Annotated in this window: 17 protein-coding genes; 12 read left to right on the top strand and 5 right to left on the bottom strand. The window is 70.8% G+C overall.

The genetic code is table 11. From position 1 onward, the window contains the following. The first annotated feature begins 122 nt into the window (after positions 1-122). The 3 genes from N4G70_RS14295 to N4G70_RS14285 all read left to right on the top strand — a co-directional run bounded on the left by N4G70_RS14295 (position 123) and on the right by N4G70_RS14285 (position 2,260). Entirely contained in the window at positions 123-857 is a 735-nt protein-coding gene (locus N4G70_RS14295; RefSeq protein ID WP_261712998.1) for an alpha/beta hydrolase, read from the top strand. Between the two features lie 77 nt (positions 858-934). Continuing rightward, on the top strand, positions 935-1,327 hold the full coding sequence (locus N4G70_RS14290) for a hypothetical protein (protein ID WP_261712997.1): 393 nt from the start codon (positions 935-937) through the stop codon (positions 1,325-1,327). Between the two features lie 210 nt (positions 1,328-1,537). Beyond that, positions 1,538-2,260, top strand: a complete 723-nt coding sequence (locus N4G70_RS14285; RefSeq protein WP_315904253.1) for a VOC family protein — start codon at positions 1,538-1,540, stop codon at positions 2,258-2,260. A 17-nt stretch (positions 2,261-2,277) separates the two neighbouring features. Here the strand turns inward: N4G70_RS14285 and N4G70_RS14280 are convergent, their stop codons facing one another. The 4 genes from N4G70_RS14280 to N4G70_RS14265 all read right to left on the bottom strand — a co-directional run bounded on the left by N4G70_RS14280 (position 2,278) and on the right by N4G70_RS14265 (position 8,852). Continuing rightward, on the bottom strand, positions 2,278-3,024 hold the full coding sequence (locus N4G70_RS14280) for a class I SAM-dependent methyltransferase (protein WP_261712996.1): 747 nt from the start codon (positions 3,022-3,024) through the stop codon (positions 2,278-2,280). A gap of 224 nt (positions 3,025-3,248) precedes the next feature. Further along, the gene (locus N4G70_RS14275) at positions 3,249-5,675 is read right to left on the bottom strand and encodes a SpoIIE family protein phosphatase (RefSeq protein ID WP_261712995.1); all 2,427 of its coding nucleotides are present in this window, start codon (positions 5,673-5,675) and stop codon (positions 3,249-3,251) included. Positions 5,676-5,809: 134 nt separating this feature from the next. Continuing rightward, positions 5,810-8,221 carry an MFS transporter gene (locus N4G70_RS14270; RefSeq protein WP_261712994.1) on the bottom strand — a complete coding sequence of 804 codons (2,412 nt, stop codon included), beginning with the start codon at positions 8,219-8,221 and terminating at the stop codon, positions 5,810-5,812. Between the two features lie 187 nt (positions 8,222-8,408). Further along, entirely contained in the window at positions 8,409-8,852 is a 444-nt protein-coding gene (locus N4G70_RS14265) for an SRPBCC family protein (protein WP_261712993.1), read from the bottom strand. A gap of 163 nt (positions 8,853-9,015) precedes the next feature. Here N4G70_RS14265 and N4G70_RS14260 point away from each other — a divergent pair, with 163 nt between their 5' ends. Together N4G70_RS14260 and N4G70_RS14255 are read left to right on the top strand one after the other, a co-directional pair. Beyond that, positions 9,016-10,053, top strand: coding sequence for an Rv2578c family radical SAM protein (locus N4G70_RS14260; RefSeq protein ID WP_261712992.1), 1,038 nt, complete (start codon positions 9,016-9,018; stop codon positions 10,051-10,053). Between the two features lie 70 nt (positions 10,054-10,123). Next, positions 10,124-10,537 carry a RidA family protein gene (locus tag N4G70_RS14255; RefSeq protein WP_261712991.1) on the top strand — a complete coding sequence of 138 codons (414 nt, stop codon included), beginning with the start codon at positions 10,124-10,126 and terminating at the stop codon, positions 10,535-10,537. On the opposite strand, the gene N4G70_RS14250 is transcribed toward N4G70_RS14255, so the two are convergent. Then, a complete protein-coding gene (locus N4G70_RS14250) occupies positions 10,534-11,118 on the bottom strand; it encodes an adenylosuccinate lyase (RefSeq protein WP_261712990.1) in 585 nt (194 codons plus the stop codon). The genes N4G70_RS14255 and N4G70_RS14250 overlap by 4 nt on opposite strands. Positions 11,119-11,531: 413 nt before the next feature. Between N4G70_RS14250 and N4G70_RS14245 the strand changes: the two genes are divergently transcribed. The 7 genes from N4G70_RS14245 to N4G70_RS14215 all read left to right on the top strand — a co-directional run bounded on the left by N4G70_RS14245 (position 11,532) and on the right by N4G70_RS14215 (position 20,714). Continuing rightward, complete coding sequence (locus N4G70_RS14245) at positions 11,532-13,313, top strand: 3-hydroxyacyl-CoA dehydrogenase family protein (protein ID WP_261712989.1); 1,782 nt, start codon at positions 11,532-11,534, stop codon at positions 13,311-13,313. Positions 13,314-13,404: 91 nt separating this feature from the next. Next, positions 13,405-14,211 (top strand): TetR family transcriptional regulator, encoded by an 807-nt coding sequence (locus N4G70_RS14240; RefSeq protein ID WP_388721852.1) that lies wholly within the window; start codon positions 13,405-13,407, stop codon positions 14,209-14,211. A gap of 403 nt (positions 14,212-14,614) precedes the next feature. Beyond that, positions 14,615-15,952, top strand: a complete 1,338-nt coding sequence (gene ccrA / locus N4G70_RS14235; RefSeq protein ID WP_261712987.1) for a crotonyl-CoA carboxylase/reductase — start codon at positions 14,615-14,617, stop codon at positions 15,950-15,952. Positions 15,953-15,965: 13 nt separating this feature from the next. Then, the gene (locus tag N4G70_RS14230; RefSeq protein WP_261712986.1) at positions 15,966-17,993 is read left to right on the top strand and encodes a protein meaA; all 2,028 of its coding nucleotides are present in this window, start codon (positions 15,966-15,968) and stop codon (positions 17,991-17,993) included. After that, positions 17,990-18,964 carry a CoA ester lyase gene (locus tag N4G70_RS14225; protein WP_261712985.1) on the top strand — a complete coding sequence of 325 codons (975 nt, stop codon included), beginning with the start codon at positions 17,990-17,992 and terminating at the stop codon, positions 18,962-18,964. The genes N4G70_RS14230 and N4G70_RS14225 overlap by 4 nt, the downstream gene beginning before the upstream one ends. Positions 18,965-18,969: 5 nt before the next feature. Next, on the top strand, positions 18,970-19,506 hold the full coding sequence (locus N4G70_RS14220; RefSeq protein WP_261713288.1) for a MaoC family dehydratase: 537 nt from the start codon (positions 18,970-18,972) through the stop codon (positions 19,504-19,506). Between the two features lie 2 nt (positions 19,507-19,508). Then, positions 19,509-20,714: an acyl-CoA dehydrogenase family protein gene (locus N4G70_RS14215; protein ID WP_261712984.1), complete on the top strand. Its 1,206-nt coding sequence runs from the start codon at positions 19,509-19,511 to the stop codon at positions 20,712-20,714. Positions 20,715-20,879: the final 165 nt, after the last annotated feature.

Below are 20,879 nucleotides of genomic sequence, written 5' to 3'. Positions count from 1 at the left end.
CAGTTGGGGGCATTTGCCTCACGGGAGAAGCCCAAGGGAACCAGAACACGGGCACACCAGCGGCACCGTTACGGTGAGGATCACTCCCAGCAGCGTCGACCCATGCGACCCGAGGATCTCCCATGCCGATCAGCACCACCGTCCAGACCGTCGCCTGCACAACGGGCCCGGCGGCGCCCCAACTCCTCGACGTGTACCGGCCGCGGAGCCCGCGGGCCACCACCCCCGCCGTGCTGCTGTGGCACGGCATGGGCCCCGACATGAGGTCCGAGGTCGGCCCGCTCGCCGAGGAGACGGCGTCGCACGGGCTGACCGTGTTCGTGCCGGACTGGCGCTCCGACTCCCCCGACGGCGGCCGCGCGCATCTGACCGCTTCCCTGCGGTACGTACGGGAGAACGCGGCCGGGTTCGGCGCGGACCCGGAGCGTCTGGTCGTGGCGGGCTGGTCGGCGGGGGCGGGGGCCGCGATCGGGACGGCGCTGCGGCCGGACCTCCTGGACGGTTCGCTCCCGAAGGCGGTCGTCGGCATCGCGGGCCTCTACTGGCGCCCGGCGCGCAGCACGGGCTCCGTCCCGCTGGAGGATCTGGCGCGGGCCGCGGGCCGCCGGGTGCCGGTCGTTCTGGTCCACGGCACGGCGGACACGCAGGTCGAGTGCCGCCACTCCCGCGACTTCCTGGCCGCACTGGACGAGCGGGAGTGGCCCGCGGCTCTGCACGAGCCGGAGACCGATCACGCGGGCGTCATCATGACCGCGTACGACCCGGACCTCGGCCGCTGCGTCCCCACCGCCGACGCCGACGCCCTGCGGGCCGGGCGCGCGACCGCCCGCCTGATCGCGGAGGCGGCGCTGGCCTGAGGGCGGGGACCGCGGGGCGCCCGGGCGCGGGGGCGGCTCGCGTGGCTGGGGTCGGCGCGGTCGCCCATGCTGGAGGCGTGATCACCGTCCTGCTGGTAGCCACCGACGAGGAAGCGGCGGTGTTGCGGGAGCACATTCACCGCAACCCGCACTTCCGCGTCATCTCGCACACCCCGAGCCCCCGGCTCGCGCTGGCCCAGGCGCATGTCCTGCTGCCCGACGTCGCCGTCCTGGACCCGAGCATGAACGGCGACAGCGATCCGGCCGTCCTGTTCACCGGGCTGCGCTCGCTCACCCCGCCCAGCGGCGTCATCCTGCGGACGACCCCGGCCACCTCGGACTTCCCCGAGCTGGGCGACGTCCTGGAGGAGGGCGCCGTGCACCGCGCGCCCCGGGAGGATCGGAACGCCCTCATGGAGGCGCTGATCACCATCGGGTTGCGCCGGGAGAGCTGCGACCCCGACCGCTGAGCGCTCGCGCCCGGCGACCGGCCGACATGCGGCCGGGGGCGAGGCGCGGGATACTGATGAGGTCTATGTGCCGGTATGCCGGAACACCTGAGAGCGAGGGTTTTCGTGACGCCGCCACCGAGCAGTGCGCACCCCTTGGCCCCGGACGGTCCGCCTCCCGTGGCCGAGTCGAGTGCGGCCATGTGCGGGGCGCCGTGCTGGGTGAGCCTGATGGCTCGCGACCTGGGCGCCGCGCTCGACTTCTACGGTGCGGTGATGGGCTGGACGTTCCGGCCCGGGTCGCTCGGCGAGGAGTTCCGGGTCGCCCTCGCCGACGGGGCGCCCGTCGCCGGAATCGGCGCGCTCGCCCCCTCCCTCCAGGTCGCGGTCGCCTGGACCCCGTACTTCGCGGTCGAGGACGCCGATGTCACCGCGGCCCGTATCCGCGAACGCGGTGCCACGGTGGCGGTCGGGCCGGTGGCCCTGCAAAAGGGGCGCGGCGCGCTGGCCGCCGACCGTGACGGCGCCGTGTTCGGCATCTGGCAGGGCCCGCTGGTCACGAACTGGGAGGCGTGGCGGGACCGTGCGCCCGCCTGGACCCGGCTGCACACCCGGGACGCGTTCGACGCGGCGATCTTCTACGGCGAGGTCCTCGACTGGGCCAGCCGCCGTCCCGGTTGCTGCGAGGTCCGCTACGAACACGACGAAGTGCTCCTGAGCCACTGCGGGCACATCGTCGCGCGGCTCTCCTCGGGCGCGGTGGAGGCGGCCCCCGACCCCGGTCTGCGCCCGTACTGGCACACCCACTTCGCCGTCGAGGACCCGCACAGCCACACCGACAGGGCCCGCGCCCACGGCGCCACCGTCCTCGCCGAAGGCACGTCGGCCACCGGCCCCTGGGTCCGCCTCAGCGATCCCGACGGAGCCACCTTCACCCTCAGCGCCAACGGCTAGCCGCGCGGCCCGCGCACTCAGGACGCCCGGGTGTCCGCGCCGCCGGGCCCGGCCAGGACCAGCCACCTGGACGGCAGCTCGATGCGGCGGCCGTCGGGGGTGTACTCGGTGGTGACGAGCGGGAGTTGGCCCTCGGCGACCACGCTCAGGCCCGCCTGCGTGAAGAGCTCCACCAGCGCCGCGTCGGACACCTCGCCCGGCGCGATGCCGTGTGCGAAGACCGGCCGCAGCTTGGGCGGCGGACCCTGGGGGCTTTCGGCCAGGCCCCTCAGGACCGGTTTCGCGGCCTCGGCGAGCTCCACCACGAAGGCCCTGCCGTCGTGGCCGAGCAGGGTGGCGACGGCGTCGGCCAGGGGTTGACGGTCGGCGGGCTCGCACTGGTGCAGCACGCCCCGTACGTACACGTTGGCGTCGCCGAGCCGGTCGTGGAGTGCCTGGACGGCCTTGGAGTCGGTGGCGTCCAGCTGCTCGAACCGGGCCTCTTTGTCCGGGTCCTGGCTGCGGGCGTGCTCGACGGCGGCGAGGGACAGGTCCACTCCGGTCACCCGCGCGTAGCGGGCCGCGAGATAGCGGGTCTGGGTGCCGTTGCCGCAGCCGAGGTCGATCAGCGGCAGTTCGGGGTGTTCGATGCGGGCCGCGAAGTGGGCCAGATGACGGGCGGCGGTGAGAGCCGGTTCCGCGTCCCACAGGACCGCCCCGGTCTCGTCCGGCGCCTCCCGCCAGAACCCCTCCCAGGCGTCCAGATACTTGCTCGTCACGCTCATGACCGTCTCCCCGGGCAGCATGCACAGTGTCAAGATCGGTCTACCGCGAGGGGCGTACGCCGGACAAGCACCCGGCGCATACCTTCACCCGCCGTTCGACCAGGGGGAGTTGAGGACGCCGGGGAGCGAACGCGGCGCGCGGGCCGCGTGGGGCGGGGCACGGGAGAGCCGTCGGGTGAGGTGAGCGCAGCTCGCGCCGGAGTCGGCGCCCGGCAGGCGGGGGCTCAGCGTCCTCGGCGGGGTGTGCGCGGGAGCGCCACGTCGAACCAGACGGTCTTCCCGTCGCCGGTGCGGCTGGTGCCCCACTCCCGGGCCAGCGCGGTGACCACGCGCAGGCCCCGGCCCGCCTCGTCGTCCGGGCCCGCGCTCAGCAGCGTCGGCAGGGTGTGGTCGTCGTCGACCACCTCGCACAGGAGCGCCTCGCTCCGCACCAGACGCAGCTCGACCTGGCGTCCGTGCGCATGCCGGATCCCATTGGTGACGACCTCGCTGACCAGCAGCTCCACCGTCTCGGCGACCGACGCGAGGCCCCACAGCGCGAGCTGTTCGCGGACCAGCCGGCGGGCCCGGCCGACCTCGGCCGCATCGACGTCGAGCCGCCACCGCGCGACATCCTCGCGGGCGATGCCGTTGAGCCGCGCCATCAGCAGGGCGACGTCGTCCTTGCGGCCGCCCCGGGTGTTGAGGGCGCGGATGATCGTGTCGCAGGCGTCGTCCATGGAGGCCGCGGGGTGCGCCGCCGACTCGCACAGCGTGGCGAGGCCGACGCCTATGTCCTGACCGCGCACCTCGACGAGCCCGTCGGTGCACATGACGAGCCGGTCCCCGGGCTCGACCTTGATACGGGCCGTCTCGAAGGGCACTCCCCCGACACCGATCGGCGCCCCGGTGGGCAGTTCGAGGAGTTCGCTGCGGCCGTCCGCCGACCGTACGATCACCGGCGGCACATGGCCGGCGTTGGCCATGAGGAGCTCGCCCCTGATGGGGTCGTAGACGGCGTACAGACAGGTGGCGAGGTAGTGCTCGCCCAGGCGCTGGGCCAAGTCGTCGAGATTGCGCAGGAGTTGGCCGGGCGGCAGGTCCAGCGCGGCCATGGTCTGGACGGCCGTGCGCAACTGCCCCATCATCGCAGCCGAGTTGAGGCCGTGGCCCATCACGTCGCCGACCACCAGGGCGGTGCGCGAGCCGGGCAGCTTGATCGAGTCGAACCAGTCCCCGCCGACCCGGCCGAGCAGGGTGCCGGGCAGATAGCGCGTCGCCGTGTCGCAGCCCGCCATGCGCGGGGCGACCTGCGGCAGCATCGAGTCCTGGAGGGTCTCGGCGACGCTCTCCTGGTAGGTGTACATACGGGCGTTGTCGAGGACGAGCCCGGCACGCGCGGCCAGTTCGGCGCCGGTGACGCGGTCCATGTCGTTGAACTCGGCCCGTTCGGCGTGCCGCAGCAGGATCATGAAGCCGAGCACCACGTTGCGGGCCTTGAGCGGGACCACCAGCATCGAGCGGCCGTTGATGAGCGGCCGGATGTCGCGCTTGTCGAACTGCGAGGCGATGGCGGTGCCCATCTGCTCGCTGATCCTCGGTACGAGCACGGGCTCGCCGGATGTCATGCACTGGAAGAACGGGGTGTGCGCGGGGAACGGCATCGACTCGCCGACCGGCACCACATCGTCCCAGCGGCCCGGCTCGTCCACGTGTTCCAGGGCGACCCGGTGCCACAGGGTGCGGGCGTCGGGCGGCCCGTCGGGGAAGCCCTCGCCCGCGATGACCTGCTCGCGCAGATAGGTGCCCGCGACATCGGTGAAGCGGGGCACGACGGCGGCGCTGACCTCCTGGATGGTGCGGGACAGGTCGAGCGAGGAACCGATGCGGCCGCTGACCTCGTTGAGGAATTCGAGCCGCTCGCGCACCGCCGCGTATTCGAGGTCGGCGGCGAACTCGGGCGCGGGCGGCTGGGTCCGCGCCACCGGCTCCATGGGGTGCCGGCGGCGCCCGGGCCGGTGTTCGGCGCGCCGGGGCACGCCCCAGTCGGGGGTGACGGGCACCCGGTCGTGCTGGCTGAACTCCAGCACGGGATAGCCGAGTTCGAGGACCTGGGCCACGATCCGCGAGCTCTCGCCGACGCTCATGCTGGGCAGGATCTCGGGCAGCCGCCGGGCCAGCTCGTCGGCGCCGGGGAAGTCGGTGTGCAGGGCGAAGCCGGGCGCTATCCGCTCGATGGAGCCGTCGTCGTCATCGGCCTCCCGGTGCAGTTGGGCCGCGTCGGCCGCGAGGACCAGGAGCCGCTCGGCCCCGGGACCGACCAGCGGGTAGGCCCACCACAGCACGTCGCTGCGCTCGCGGCCGGGCTCGTTGAGGGTGGCCCGGCCGGCGCTGGGGTAGGCGGTGCGGCCGGTGAGCGGGCCGTCGAGCCCCGGGCCGAACTCGTCGAAGACGTCGTAGTCGTCATAGTGCTGTTCCAGCGCCCCCGAGACGGGCAGCAGATCGACGGCGGGCCGTCCGACCGCTTCCTCCCTGCCGGGACCGAACAGCCTGCGCGCACCGGATGACCAGTGCGACACCAGGCCGTCGCCGTCCACGACGATCACGGCGAGCGGGATCCGTCCGGCCACGGCAAGCTGGTGCGGCAGCTTCGGCGGAGTACCACTGTCCATGGGTGGGAGGCTCCTTCCCCGCCGCGAGAAACGGCGGCTGTACCACCACCGTACGGGGTCCGCGGTGCCGCGCGGGAGCCAACCGGTGAATGGGCGTACGCCCGCGCGCACATGCCGGACGCATTGACCAAAGGTCAGTCCTCGTGCCCGAGTTGAAGGTCCCGCTCCGTCCTCCCCCCGCCCGCCACCTGCAACACCGTGGCCACCGGCGGGTACCCCGCGGCGATCACCGTGTACTCGCCCGACGACAAGTCGACGAAGCGGAAGGTGCCGTCGGGGCCGGTGGTGAGGGTGTCCACCACATTGCCCGCGGCGTCGAGCAGGGTCACCCGGGCGTCCTCGACGGGGCGGCCGCCGCCCGCGCGGACCGTGCCGCGCAGCACCGCGCCGCCCGCCAGCTCGATGTCCTGGCGGGTCTCCCGGGAGGACTGCACGCTCACCGGCACCGCGGCCGGGCGGAAGGCCGGAGCGCTGGCGGCCAGGGTGTACTCGCCCGCCACCAACTCGCCGATCACATAGGCCCCTTCGCGCCCGCTGCGGGTGGAGGCGACGACTTCGCCGCGTACGTCGGTGAGGGTGACGGCGGCGTCCCGGACCGGGCTGCCGTCGGCGGTGACGACGGTGCCGGCGAGGCGTCCGGCGCCGCCGAGCACCACGTCGAGGTCGACCGGGCGTTCGCCGACGGTGACGGCGACGGCCTGCGGCTGATGGCCCCCGGCCGCCGCGATCAGGACGTAGGAACCGGCGCCGGGCACGCTCAGCGCGTACCGCCCGTCCGCGCCGCTGGCCCCGCGGCCGACCTGCTGACCGCGTACGTCGACGAGGGTGAGGGCGGCGCGCGGCACGATGGTCCCGTCGTGGTGCTGCACGGTGCCGCAGACCGGAACACCGCTCGTGTAGGCGGGCGTTGGGGCGGTGCGGGCGTGGGGCAGGGGCGCGGTGTCGGCCACGGGGGAGCTCTCGGCGGTGGGGGCGTTCTGGGACACCAGCGGTTTCTCCTTGAGGAAGAAGGCGAGGACGAAGCCGAGCACGAGCACCGGCACGAGGTAGAGGAAGACCCGGGGCATGGCGTCGGCGTACGCCCGGATGTAGCCGTCGCGCAGTTCGGGCGGCATGGCGTGGACGAGTTGCGGGGTGATCGACTCGGGGTCCGGCAGCCGGGCTCCGGTCGGGAGCCGTTCGGTGAGGGCGTGGGCGAGGCGGTTGGTGAACAGGGTGCCGAAGACCGCGGCGCCGACGCTGCCCCCGATCTGCCGGAAGTAGTTGTTGGCGCTGGTGGCGGTGCCGAGGTCGGCGGGGTCCACGGCGTTCTGCACGGCCAGGATCAGGACCGGCATGACCAGGCCGATGCCGGTGCCGAGCACGGCCATCCAGATGCTGTAGTCCAGGCGCGGGGTGTCGGTGCCGAGCCGGGAGAGCAGCCACATGCCGACGGCGGAGACCGCGCCGCCGAGGATCGGGTAGATCCGGTAGTGGCCGGTGCGGCTGATGAGCTGGCCGGAGACGATCGAGGCGCCGACGATGCCGCCCATCATGGGCAGGACGAGCAGCCCGGACTCGGTGGCGCTGGCTCCGTCGACCATCTGGAGGAAGGTCGGCAGATAGCTGGCGGCGCCGAACAGGGCGACGCCGATGACCGCGCCGACGAGCCCGGAGATGGTGAAGATCGAGTCGCGGAACAGCCGCAGCGGGATGACGGGTTCGGCGGCGTGGTGCTCGACGACCAGGAACAGCAGGGTCGTTCCGGCGGCGCCCGCGGCCAGACCCAGGATGGTCCGTGAGCCCCACGCGTACTCGGTGCCGCCCCAACTGGTCAGCAGGACCAGGCAGGTCGAGGCCGCCGCGAGCAGCAGCATGCCGAGCACGTCCAGGCGCGGCCGGACGCGGGGCCTGGGGAGCTTCAGTACGACGGTGATGACGGCGAGGGTGACCAGGCCGAAGGGCACGTTGATGTAGAAGCACCAGCGCCAGGAGGCGTGGTCGGTGAAGAAACCGCCCAGCAGGGGTCCGGCCACCGAGGCGAGCCCGAAGACGGCGCCGATCAGGCCCATGAACCGGCCGCGCTGCCGCGGCGGCACGATGTCCGCGATGATCGCCTGGACGCCGATCATGAGTCCGCCGCCACCGATGCCCTGCATCGCCCGGAAGGCGATGAGCTGGTCCATCGTGTGCGACCAGCCGGCCAGCGCCGAGCCCACGACGAAGACGAGGATCGCGAACTGGAAGACGGGCTTGCGCCCGAACAGGTCGCCGAGCTTGCCGTAGATCGGCAGCCCGATGGTGGAGGCGAGCAGATAGGCGGTGACGGCCCAGGAGACCTTGTCCAGACCGTGCAGATCGCCGACGATCTTGGGCAGCGCGGTCGCGACGATCATCTGGTCGAGCGCCGCGAGCAGCAGGGTGAGCATCAGACCGAGGAAGATCATGCGCACCCGGCGGGGATCCAACGGGGCCTGCGGCGGCGGGAGTTGGTCCGGTGGCGGCTCCGCCGGAGCCGGAGCGGGCCCGGGGGCCCGCTCGTCCTTCACCAGAGTGATCCCGCCCACGTAACTCTCCCCTCGTCGCCCTTGCGCCGAGGCATTTCTCGCATTGGGCGACAAGCGGGGCAAGCGGGGCGGGTGGAGCGACAGGCGTGCGCCGGGGGCTTAAGCGCTGGCGGGAGCACCTACGGCGCACAACCGGCCGGAACGGAAGTCCACCCGAACCGGTGACCGTACGAGAGGGTGCCGAGGGCTACTTCTCGACCTCGGCGGCGAGCTTGGCGAGCATCGCGTCGTAGATGCGGCCAAGCCCCTTGGGAGCGAAGGTCCTTTCGAAGAATCCGCCGATGCCTCCGGCGCCGTTCCACACGGTGCTGACGACGACCTTGGAGCGGCCCTCGCCCGCGGGCGTGACCGTCCAGGTGGTGACCATGGAGGAGTTGCGGTCCTTCTCGACGAGCTGTCCGTCGGTGGGCTCGGTGACCTCCAGGAGACAGTCGCGCACCCGCTTGCTGGTGGCCTGGAGCTTCCAGTGGACGAGGGTGCCCTCGCCGTCGCCGCCCTCGCGGACCTCGTACTCGCTGAAGTGCTCCGGCAGGAGCTTCGGGCGGCCGTTCTTGTAGTCGGCGAGCGTGTCGAACACGGTCTCCGGATCCGCCGCGATGATCCGCTCCGTCGTGGCCTCGACCTGCGCCATGGCTCTTCCTCCAGCACGTGTGTTTCCGGGGTTTTCGGGGTGGGCCAAGCCAACCACCTCCCCCTCCGCCGTCACAATCCGGGTTGCGATCAAGAAGGGAACAAGTGTTCTATTCAGGGGTGGGAGTGAACGACAAGGCCCACGGGAGCGAAGGAGTGCGTGCATGCGCTGGGAGAATCTCGCCGACGACGACGCCTCGGCCGGCCCGGCCCGCGCGGCCGCGCTGTTCGCCGCGGACGCGGTGACCACCCGGACCTTCGACACCCCGGAGTTCCGCGGGATCACCTTCCACGAGGTGCGGGCGCGCTCCATCGTCAACCGGGTGCCGGGCGCCTCCCGCATGCCGTTCGAATGGACCGTCAACCCCTACCGGGGGTGCTCGCACGCCTGCGTGTACTGCTTCGCCCGCAAGACGCACAGCTATCTCGGCCTCGACACCGGGCTCGGCTTCGACTCGCAGATCGTGGTGAAGGTGAACGCGCCGGAGCTGCTGCGGGGGCATCTGGCCTCGCGCCGCTGGCAGGGATCGCACATCGCGATGGGCACCAATGTCGACTGCTATCAGCGCGCGGAGGGCCGCTACCGGCTGATGCCGGGCATCATCGAGGCCCTGCGCGACCACGCCAACCCGTTCTCCATCCTGACCAAGGGCACGCTCATCCTGCGCGATCTGGAGCTGCTCAAGCAGGCGGCCGCGGTGACGGAGGTCGGCATCTCGGTCTCGGTGGGCTTCGTCGACCGGGAGCTGTGGCGCACGGTCGAGCCGGGCACCCCCTCCCCCGACCGCCGGCTCGACGTCGTGCGCACCCTGACCGAACACGGCATCGGCTGCGGGGTCCTGATGGCCCCGGTGATCCCCTTCCTCGGGGACCATCCCGACCAGCTGCGCGCCACCGTCCGCGCCATCGCCGCCTCCGGCGCCACCTCGGTGACCCCGCTCGTGCTGCATCTGCGGCCCGGCGCGCGCGAGTGGTTCATGACCTGGCTGGGGGAGCACCACCCCCATCTGGTGCGGCGCTACGAACGGCTCTACGCGGAGGGGGCGTACGCGCCGAAGTGGTACCAGCGCCGGATCACCGGCCAAGTGCACGAGCTGGCCACGGAGTTCGGCATCGGCCCGGCACACCGCGGCGCCGCCCGCCGGATCCCGGCCGCGCCGGAGCCCGCCGAACCCGAACCGACGCAGCTCACCCTGCTCTGAGCCCGGCCGCCGACCGCTCGGGAGCCCGGGGCGCGGGCCGGTTGTCAGCGGCGTGCGCGAGGATGGCGGCATGACGTCACCGACTCGTATCTCCGCGCCCGAAGGCATCGCTCCCGGCCAGGGCTACAGCCATGTGGTCTGGGGCACCGGCCGGTTCGTGGCCGTCTCCGGTCAGTGCGCCCTCGACGAGGACGGCAAGGTCGTCGGCGAGGGAGACGCGCGGGCCCAGGCCGACCAGGTCTTCGAGAACCTGCGCCGCTGCCTCGCCGCCGCCGGCGCCACGTTCGACGACGTGGTGAAGCTGACCTACTTCACCACCGACGTGGCCCACCTGCCCGCCATCCGCGCGGCCCGCGACGCCGTGATCGGCCCCGACCAGCTGCCCGCCAGCTCCGCGGTCCAGGTCAGCGCCCTGTTCCGGCCCGAACTCCTGGTGGAGATAGAGGCGTTCGCGGTGACCGGGCCCACGGAGGAGCAGGCCTAGCCCCGCCCCCGGCCCGCCCCGATCCGGCGCAGCGCCCAGGCGGCCGACCGCGCGAGGCGCGGGTGGGCCAGGGCTTCGGTCAGCACCTCGACGGCCTGCCGGTCGCCGAGCTCGCCCAGCCCTTCGATGCAGGCCTGGGCCACCCGCCAGTACGGGCTGTGCGGTGAGAGCAGCGGCCGCAGCGTCTTGATCAGGGCGGGTACGGACTCGGGGGCGCGCAGCGCGGTGAGCAGCCGGACCGGGTGCAGGGCATAGGCCGTGCGCAGCTCGTTGGTGGCAAGCGCCGCGGCGGCGCGCGCGGTCCGCGGGTCGCCCAGTCTGGCCAGGGCGTACGCGGCGGTGACACAGCGTTCCGGATCGCGGTGGTTGAGCAGCAGGATCAGCGCCTCGAAAGCCCGCCGGTCCCCCGCGACACCGAGCCGGAACGCCGCGATCTCCCGCGCCCAGAGCGGGCGTTCGGGCTCGACGAGCACCGCCGCCAGCTCGCCGTGGTCGACGGTGGCGATCAGCCGCTCGTACGCCGGTGATCCCCCGGTCTCGCCCCGCACCCGGTCCAGGAGGGACCGTAACTCCTCGTCCATGCCCCAGACCCTATTGACCTTCGCCTCCTCACGCCGGTGCACGGAGGAAATCCCCGGGGCGGGTGACCTCACCACACGGGCCGCCGGCTCCGCGCTCGCGCCGGTTCCGGGAGGGGGCCGGGGCGAGCCAGATCACATCGGCCGGATACGGCGGAGGGCTGGCGCGCTCGTTACTCGCCGGTTAACCTCAGGTGAGCGGGTAACCCCCGCGACTCCGGTGGCCTGGTGACGCAGCCACCGCGAGTGTTCGTCGGTTCGGCTTTTCTGTACGACGCGCCCCGGGACAGGGCCGTCGGCCTTTGGTACCACGACTCAACTCCCGCACGCCGTACGCCCGTTGGCGTATCCGAACGCCCTTCGATGCCGGTCGCGTGCGCCCTCTCTCAGTCGTCACTCATCCCTGGAGTCCCGTGATGGACGTCCCCCTGAACACTGTCGCCGTGGTCGGTCTCGGCACGATGGGCACCGGCATCGCCGAGGTCCTGGCCCGCGCCGGCCGCGAGGTCATCGGCATCGACATCAGCGAGCGCGCCGGCCGCCAGGCCGTGGCCTCCTTGGAGGCCTCCACCGCCCGCGCGGTGGCCCGCGAGCGGATCACCCCGCAGGAGCGCGGCGACATCCTCGCCCGGTTCCGTACCTTCACCGACCTCCAGGCCGCGGCCGAGGCCGAGCTCGTCATCGAGGTCGTGCCCGAGTCGTACGAGCTCAAGCACCAGGTCTTCCAGGCCCTCGACGCCATCGTCGCGCCCACCGCGATCCTGGCCACCGGCACCAACGCCCTGTCGGTGACCCGCCTCGCCGCCGACTCCGCCCACCCCGAGCGCGTGATCGGCCTGCACTTCTTCAACCCGGCACCCGCGATGAAGCTGGTCGAGATCGTCTCGTCGGTGCTGACCGCTCCCCCGGCCGTCGACGCGGTGACCGCGCTCGCCCTGGACCTCGGCAAGGAGCCCGTCGCGGTCGGCGACCGCCCCGGCTTCGTCGCCGACGGGCTGCTGTTCGGCTACCTCAACCAGGCCGCAGCGATGTACGAGTCCAAGTACGCCTCGCGCGAGGACATCGACGCCGCGATGAAGCTGGGCTGCGGGCTGCCGATGGGCCCGCTCGAACTGCTCGACCTGATCGGCATCGACACCGCCCGCACCGTCCTGGAGGCGATGTACTCCTCCTCCCAGGACCGCCTGCACGCCCCCGCCCCCATCCTCGGCCAGCTCGCCGAGGCCGGCCTGACCGGCCGCAAGCGGGGCCGCGGCTTCTACACCTACGAGGGCGAGGGCAGCGCGGTCGTGGTGGCCGACGCCCAGACCCCGGACACCATCGCGGGCGCGGGCGGCGGGCGCGAGATCCGCTCGGTCGGCGTGGCGGGCTCGGGCACCATGGCCTCCGGCATCGCGGAGGTCTTCGCCAAGGCCGGCTACTCCGTCGTGCTCGCGGCCCGCAGCCTGGAGAAGGCGGAGACCGCCAAGTCCCGTATCGCCAAGTCCCTTTCGCGCTCGGTGGACAAGGGCCGGCTCACCGCCGAGGCGCGCGAGGAGACGCTGAACCGCATCACGGCGGCGGGCGCTCTGGAGGCCTTCGCCGAGGTGGACCTCGCCGTGGAGGCGGTCGCCGAGGACCTGGAGGTCAAGCAGCAGCTCTTCGCGTCCCTGGACAAGATCTGCGAGCCGGGCGCGGTGCTCGCCACCACCACCTCCTCGCTGCCCGTCGTCGCCTGCGCCCGCGCCACCTCGCGCCCGCAGGACGTCATCGGCATGCACTTCTTCAACCCGGCCCCCGCGATGAAGCTCGTCGAGGTGGTCCGTACCGTGCTCACCTCCGACGAGGTGCACGCCACGGTCCGCGAGGTCACCGCGAAGATCCGCAAGCACCCGGTGGACTGCGGCGACCGGGCCGGTTTCATCGTCAACGCGCTGCTCTTCCCGTACCTCAACAACGCGATCAAGATGGTCCAGGAGCACTACGCGACCCTGGACGACATCGACGCCGCGATGAAGCTCGGCGGCGGCTACCCGATGGGCCCCTTCGAACTCCTCGACGTGGTCGGTCTGGACGTCTCGCTGGCCATCGAGAAGGTGCTGCACGCCGAGTTCCGCGACCCGGGCCTGGCCCCGGCGCCGCTGCTCGAACACCTCGTCGCGGCGGGCTGCCTGGGCCGCAAGACGGGCCGCGGATTCCGCGAGTATGCCCGGCGCTGATCCGGACGCCGGGTGGGGTGGGCTGCTGCAACCTCCGGGCAGCTCGCCCCCGTGGGCGCGACTTCCCGCGGCTATGCAGTACGTTCGGTCCATGCCCCAGCCAACCAGGTCCTCCCGTACGAACGCCGTGCCCGACGCCCCGGAGAGCGCCGCGGGCAGCCGGGCGGCCGCCCAGCGGCTCAAGATGCGCCGGGAGCTGGCGGCCGCGGCGATGGACCTGTTCTCCGCGAAGGGGTACGAGGCCACCACCGTCGACGAGATCGCGGCCCAGGCCGGTGTCGCCCGACGGACCTTCTTCCGCCACTTCCGCTCCAAGGAAGAGGCGATCTTCCCCGATCACGACGACACCCTGGTGCGCGCCGAGGCGGTCCTGAACGCCGCGCCGCCGCACGAGCACCCGCTCGACACCGTGTGCCGGGGCATCAAAGAGGTCATGAAGATGTACGCGGGCTCCCCCTCGGTGTCCGTGGCCCGCTACAAGCTGACCCGTGAGGTGCCGACGCTGCGCGAGGCCGAGATCGCCTCGGTCGCCCGCTACGAGCGCCTGTTCACCCGCTATCTGCTCGGCCACTTCGACGAGCACGACCACCAGCCGGGGAACGACGATCCACTGCTCGCCGAGGTCGCCGCGTCCGCGGTCGTCACCGCCCACAACCACGTCCTGCGGCGCTGGCTGCGGGCCGGCGGCCAGGGCGATGTGGAGGCGCAGCTCGACCACGCCTTCGCGATCGTCCGGGAGACCTTCGGCTCGGGCATAGGAGCGGGCCGCACGGCCGCGCCGGGGCCCGCCGCGGCCTCCGTGTCGACCAGCGAGGAGGTCCTGGTCGCGGTGGCCCGTACGGACGCGCCGCTCGACGAGATCATGCAGAGCATCAAGCAGGCCCTCAAGTCCCGGTAGCACCCGCAGCACGACCGATGGCCGCGTCCCCCGCTCGGGGGACGCGGCCATTCGCGTCCCCGGCGACGCTCCTGACCTGCAACGATCGATCATCGCTCATCTGCGCGGGCCATTTTTCACTTGAGAGAAACTCTTGGCACGCAGTGACTTGTCACTTGGCACTGGGTGCCATACGTTGATGTTGTCCGGGCGGTCGGCGCCCCGGGAAACACCCCGTACGCCGACTGTCCCCACAAGCCCTCACCGGCGAGTGCGCCCGGACGCCTGCGTCACAGGCAACCCTCCCGCGCCCCACCGGCGCTGCCGTACTCGCACCACCCCGCCGAACCGACGGCACACCTCCACAGCACCACCCCCGAAGACCCTCAACGCCCCTCAGGGGCGCTTCGACGGAGGCAACACCGTGAAGGAAATCCTGGACGCGATCCAGTCGCCGGAGTCCACCTCCGCCGACTTCGCCGCTCTGCCGCTCCCCGACTCGTACCGCGCGATCACCGTGCACAAGGACGAGACGGAGATGTTCGCCGGGCTCAGCACCCGCGACAAGGACCCCCGCAAGTCGATCCACCTGGACGAGGTGCCGATCCCCGAACTCGGCCCGGGCGAGGCCCTGGTGGCCGTCATGGCCTCCTCGGTCAACTACAACTCGGTGTGGACCTCGATCTTCGAGCCCGTGTCCACCTTCAGCTTCCTGGAGCGCTACGGCCGGCTCAGCGAGCTCACCAAGCGGCACGACCTGCCGTACCACATCATCGGCTCCGACCTCGCGGGCGTCGTGCTGCGCACCGGCCCGGGCGTCAACGCCTGGAACCCCGGCGACGAGGTCGTGGCGCACTGCCTGTCGGTCGAGCTGGAGAGCTCCGACGGCCACAACGACACGATGCTCGACCCCGAGCAGCGCATCTGGGGCTTCGAGACCAACTTCGGCGGCCTCGCCGAGATCGCGCTCGTCAAGTCCAACCAGCTCATGCCCAAGCCCAAGCACCTGAGCTGGGAGGAGGCGGCGGCTCCCGGCCTGGTCAACTCGACCGCCTACCGCCAGCTCGTCTCCCGCAACGGCGCCGGCATGAAGCAGGGCGACAACGTCCTGATCTGGGGCGCCAGCGGCGGCCTCGGCTCCTACGCCACCCAGTTCGCGCTCGCGGGCGGCGCCAACCCGATCTGTGTCGTCTCCAGCCCCGAGAAGGCGGACATCTGCCGTGCCATGGGCGCGGAGGCGGTCATCGACCGCAACGCCGAGGGCTACAAGTTCTGGAAGGACGAGCGGACCCAGGACCCCAAGGAGTGGAAGCGCTTCGGCAAGCGCATCCGCGAGTTCACCGGCGGCGAGGACATCGACATCGTCTTCGAGCACCCCGGCCGCGAGACCTTCGGCGCGAGCGTCTACGTCACCCGCAAGGGCGGCACCATCACCACCTGCGCCTCGACCTCGGGCTACATGCACGAGTACGACAACCGCTACCTGTGGATGTCCCTGAAGCGCATCATCGGCTCGCACTTCGCCAACTACCGCGAGGCGTGGGAGGCCAACCGCCTCATCGCCAAGGGCAAGATCCACCCGACGCTTTCCAAGGTGTACTCCCTGGAGGACACCGGCCAGGCCGCGTACGACGTGCACCGCAACCTGCACCAGGGCAAGGTCGGCGTGCTCGCCCTCTCCCCGCGCGAGGGCCTCGGCGTCAGCGACCCCGAGCTGCGCGAGAAGCACCTCGACGCCATCAACCGCTTCCGCAACGTCTGAGCCGGGAAGTTCCATGACAGAGCGTCAGAAGGATCGGCCGTGGCTCATGCGGACGTACGCCGGCCACTCGACCGCCGAAGCGTCCAACGAGCTGTACCGCAACAACCTGGCCAAGGGGCAGACGGGTCTGTCGGTCGCGTTCGACCTTCCGACGCAGACCGGATACGACCCCGACCACATCCTCGCCCGCGGCGAGGTGGGCCGGGTCGGGGTCCCGGTCTCCCATCTCGGTGACATGAGGCGGCTGTTCCAGGACATCCCCCTGGAACAGATGAACACCTCGATGACGATCAACGCCACCGCGATGTGGCTGCTCGCCATGTACCAGGTGGTCGCCGAGGAGCAGGGCGCGGACATCACCAAGCTCCAGGGCACCACCCAGAACGACATCGTGAAGGAGTACCTCTCGCGCGGGACGCATGTCTTCCCGCCGGGCCCTTCGCTGCGGCTGACAACAGACATGATCTGTTACACCGTTAACAACATCCCCAAGTGGAACCCGATCAACATCTGTAGCTACCACCTCCAAGAGGCGGGAGCCACGCCGGTCCAGGAGATCGCGTACGCGATGTCCACCGCGATCGCCGTCCTGGACTCGGTGTTCGCCTCCGGGCAGATCCCCGAGGACCGCAAGGGCGATGTCGTCGCCCGCATCTCCTTCTTCGTGAACGCGGGCGTCCGCTTCATCGAGGAGATGTGCAAGATGCGCGCCTTCGGCCGCATCTGGGACAAGATCACGCGGGAGCGGTACGGGATCGAGGACGCCAAGCAGCGCCGCTTCCGCTACGGCGTCCAGGTCAACTCGCTCGGCCTGACCGAGGCGCAGCCGGAGAACAACGTCCAGCGGATCGTCCTTGAGATGCTGGCCGTGACGCTGTCGAAGGACGCACGGGCCCGGGCGGTCCAACTCCCCGCCTGGAACGAGGCGTTGGGCCTTCCGCGCCCCTGGGACCAGCAGTGGTCGCTGCGCATCCAGCAGGTGCTGGCGCACGAGAGCGACCTGCTGGAGTACGAGGACATCTTCGAGGGCTCGCACGTCATCGAGGCCAAGGTCGAGGCCCTGGTCGAGGAGTGCCTGGCCGAGATCGGGCGGATCGAGGAGATGGGCGGGGCGCTGGCCGCCGTCGAGTCGGGCTACCTGAAGTCGCAGCTCGTCTCCTCGCACGCCGAGCGCCGGGCCCGGATCGAGAGCGGCGAGGAGAAGATCGTCGGCGTCAACTGCTACCAGGCGACCGAGCCGAGCCCGCTCACCGCCGATCTGGACGGGGCGATCATGACGGTCGACCCGGCCGTCGAGGCCCGCGTCGTCGCCTCGCTCAAGAACTGGCGTGACACCCGCTACCAGCCGCCGTTCAACCACCCGCGCCCGTGCAAGGCGCTGGAGAAGCTGAAGCAGGCGGCCGAGGGCACCGGCAATCTGATGGAGGCGACCCTGGAGTGTGTGCGCTCCGGGGTGACCACCGGCGAGTGGTCCCAGGCGCTGCGTGAGGTGTTCGGCGAGTTCCGGGCGCCCACGGGTGTCTCCTCCGCGCCGGTGGCGGTCACCGCCGAGGAGGGCACGCCGCTGGCCGTCGTCCGCGAGAAGGTGGCCCGCACGGCCGAGGACCTGGGCTCCGGACGGCTTCGCCTCCTTGTCGGCAAGCCGGGCCTGGACGGCCACTCCAACGGCGCCGAGCAGATCGCGGTGCGCGCGCGGGACGCCGGCTTCGAGGTGGTCTACCAGGGCATCCGGCTCACCCCGGAGCAGATCGTGAGCGCCGCCCTCGCCGAGGACGTGCACTGCGTGGGCCTGTCCATCCTGTCCGGCTCGCACGCCGAACTCGTCCCGGACGTCCTGGTGCGGCTGCGCGAGGCGGGCGCGGCCGACATCCCGGTGATCGCCGGCGGGATCATCCCGCCCGCGGACGCCGCGGAGCTGCGCAAGGCGGGTGTGGCCGCCGTTTTCACCCCTAAGGACTTCGGTATCACGGAGATCATCGGCCGTATCGTCGACGAGATCCGGAAAGCGAACAAGCTCGACCCGTTGGAGGTCCCCGCATGAGCACCCCCGTCAGCCCTGTCAACCGGCTCCGCCCGCGTCGTTCCTGCCTCGCGGTCCCGGGTTCGAACCCCCGCTTCCTGGAGAAGGCCCAGGGCCTGCCGGCCGACCAGGTCTTCCTCGACCTGGAGGACGCCTGCGCCCCGCTGGCCAAGCCCGAGGCCCGGCACACCATCGTCAAGTTCCTCAACGAGGGCGACTGGACGGGCAAGACGCGGGTCGTGCGGGTCAACGACTGGACGACCGAGTGGACCTACCGCGACGTCGTGACCGTGGTCGAGGGTGCGGGCGAGAACCTGGACTGCATCATGCTGCCGAAGGTGCAGAGCGCCGACCAGGTCGTCGCCCTCGACCTGCTGCTCACCCAGATCGAGAAGACGATGGGCTTCGAGGTCGGCAAGATCGGCATCGAGGCGCAGATCGAGAACGCCCGCGGCCTGAACAACGTCAACGCGATCGCGGAGGCCTCGCCCCGCACCGAGACCATCATCTTCGGCCCGGCCGACTTCATGGCGTCCATCAACATGAAGTCCCTGGTCGTGGGCGAGCAGCCGCCCGGGTACGGCGCGGACGCGTACCACTACATCCTGATGAAGATCCTGATGGCGGCGCGCGCCAACGACCTCCAGGCGATCGACGGCCCCTACCTCCAGATCCGCAACGTGGACGGCTACCGCGAGGTGGCCAAGCGGGCCGCGGCGCTGGGCTTCGACGGCAAGTGGGTGCTGCACCCCGGTCAGGTCGAGGCGTCGAACGAGATCTTCTCGCCGTCGCAGGAGGACTTCGACCACGCCGAGCTGATCCTGGACGCGTACGACTACTGCACCTCCGAGGCGGGCGGCAAGAAGGGTTCCGCGATGCTCGGCGACGAGATGATCGACGAGGCGAGCCGCAAGATGGCCCTGGTCATCTCCGGCAAGGGCCGGGCGGCCGGTATGCGGCGCACGTCCAAGTTCGAGATCCCGGAGGCGTGAGGACCATGCAGTTCGGCCGCACCTATGAAGAGTTCGAAGTCGGCGCCGTCTACAAGCACTGGCCCGGAAAGACGGTCACCGAGTACGACGACCACCTCTTCTGTCTGCTCACGATGAACCACCACCCGCTCCACATGGACGTCAACTACGCCGAGAACACGACCGACTTCGGCAAGAACGTCGTCGTGGGCAACTACATCTACTCGCTGCTCCTCGGCATGAGCGTGCCGGACGTGTCCGGCAAGGCGATCGCCAACCTGGAGATCGAGTCGCTGCGGCACGTGGCGCCGACCTTCCACGGCGACACGATCTACGGCGAGACGACGGTCCTCGACAAGACGCCCTCCAAGTCGAAGAACGACCGCGGGATCGTCTACGTCGAGACCAAGGGCTACAAGCAGGACGGCACCCTGGTCTGCGTCTTCCGCCGCAAGGTGATGGTGCCGACCGAGACGTACATCAAGGAGCGCGGCGGCGAACAGCCCGGCCGGCCGGTGCTCGTCGAGCCCGCCAAGAAGCCCGCCCAGAAGACGGAGAAGTAGCCATGGCCCGTCTCGCGCAGACCGCCGGTCTGACCGACGTCCAGCAGGAAATCCTGTCCACCGTACGGGACTTCGTCGACAAGGAGATCATTCCTGTCGCGACCCAGCTGGAGCACAAGGACGAGTACCCGACGCAGATCGTCGAGGGGCTCAAGGAGTTGGGCCTGTTCGGCCTGATGATCCCGGAGGAGTACGGCGGCCTCGGTGAGTCGCTGCTCACCTACGCGCTGTGCGTCGAGGAGATAGCGCGTGGCTGGATGTCGGTCTCTGGCATCATCAACACGCACTTCATCGTGGCGTACATGCTCAAGCAGCACGGCACCCAGGAGCAGAAGGACACCTTCCTGCCGCGGATGGCGCTCGGCGAGGTGCGCGGAGCGTTCTCGATGTCGGAGCCGGCGCTCGGCTCGGATGTGTCGGCGATCACGTCCAAGGGCGTCAAGGACGGCGACGAGTACGTCCTGAACGGCCAGAAGATGTGGCTGACCAACGGCGGAACGTCCTCACTGGTCGCCGTTCTGTGCCGGAGTGACGAAGGACACCCGGAGGGCACCGCGCCCCACAAGTCGATGACGACCTTCCTCGTGGAGAAGGAGCCGGGCTTCGGCGAGGTCCGCCCGGGACTGACCATTCCCGGCAAGATCGACAAAATGGGATACAAGGGCGTAGACACGACCGAACTCATCATGGACGGTCTGCGAATTCCGGCCAATCGCGTGCTCGGCGGGGTCACCGGCCGAGGGTTTTACCAAATGATGGACGGCGTCGAGGTCGGCCGCGTCAACGTCGCGGCGCGTGGCTGCGGAGTCGCCCAGCGTGCGTTCGAGCTGGGTGTCTCCTACGCCCAGCAGAGGCACACCTTCGGCAAGCCGATCGCCCAGCACCAGGCGATCCAGTTCAAGCTCGCCGAAATGGCTACCAAGGTCGAAGCCGCGCATGCGATGATGGTGAACGCAGCACGCAAAAAGGACTCCGGGGAACGAAACGACCTCGAAGCAGGGATGGCGAAGTACCTCGCCTCCGAGTACTGCAAGGAGGTGGTGGAAGACGCGTTCCGCATTCACGGCGGTTACGGCTTCTCCAAGGAGTACGAGATCGAGCGCCTGTACCGCGAGGCGCCGATGCTGCTCATCGGTGAAGGTACCGCCGAGATCCAGAAAATGATCATTGGGCGCCGACTTCTTGAGGAGTACCGGTTCCAGGGTTGATTGTCGCTTTTGAGTCGGTTCGGCCGCGAAGAACATCACACCCTGTCATCGCCTTCCGGCCGCCGACTCGGCTTCTGGCTTGCCCAGTTGCGGCTCGCAACCGATACCATCGCCGGTAAACCTGCCGCCGTCCCCCGTTGCCAGCGCGGCATCATCCGCTACGAA

This window comes from Streptomyces sp. ASQP_92, assembly GCF_025399895.1.
In the GTDB taxonomy this organism is placed as follows: Bacteria; Actinomycetota; Actinomycetes; order Streptomycetales; family Streptomycetaceae; genus Streptomyces.
The sequence above is the reverse complement of the archived record's forward strand: the minus strand, read 5'-3'. Positions and strand labels throughout refer to the sequence as shown.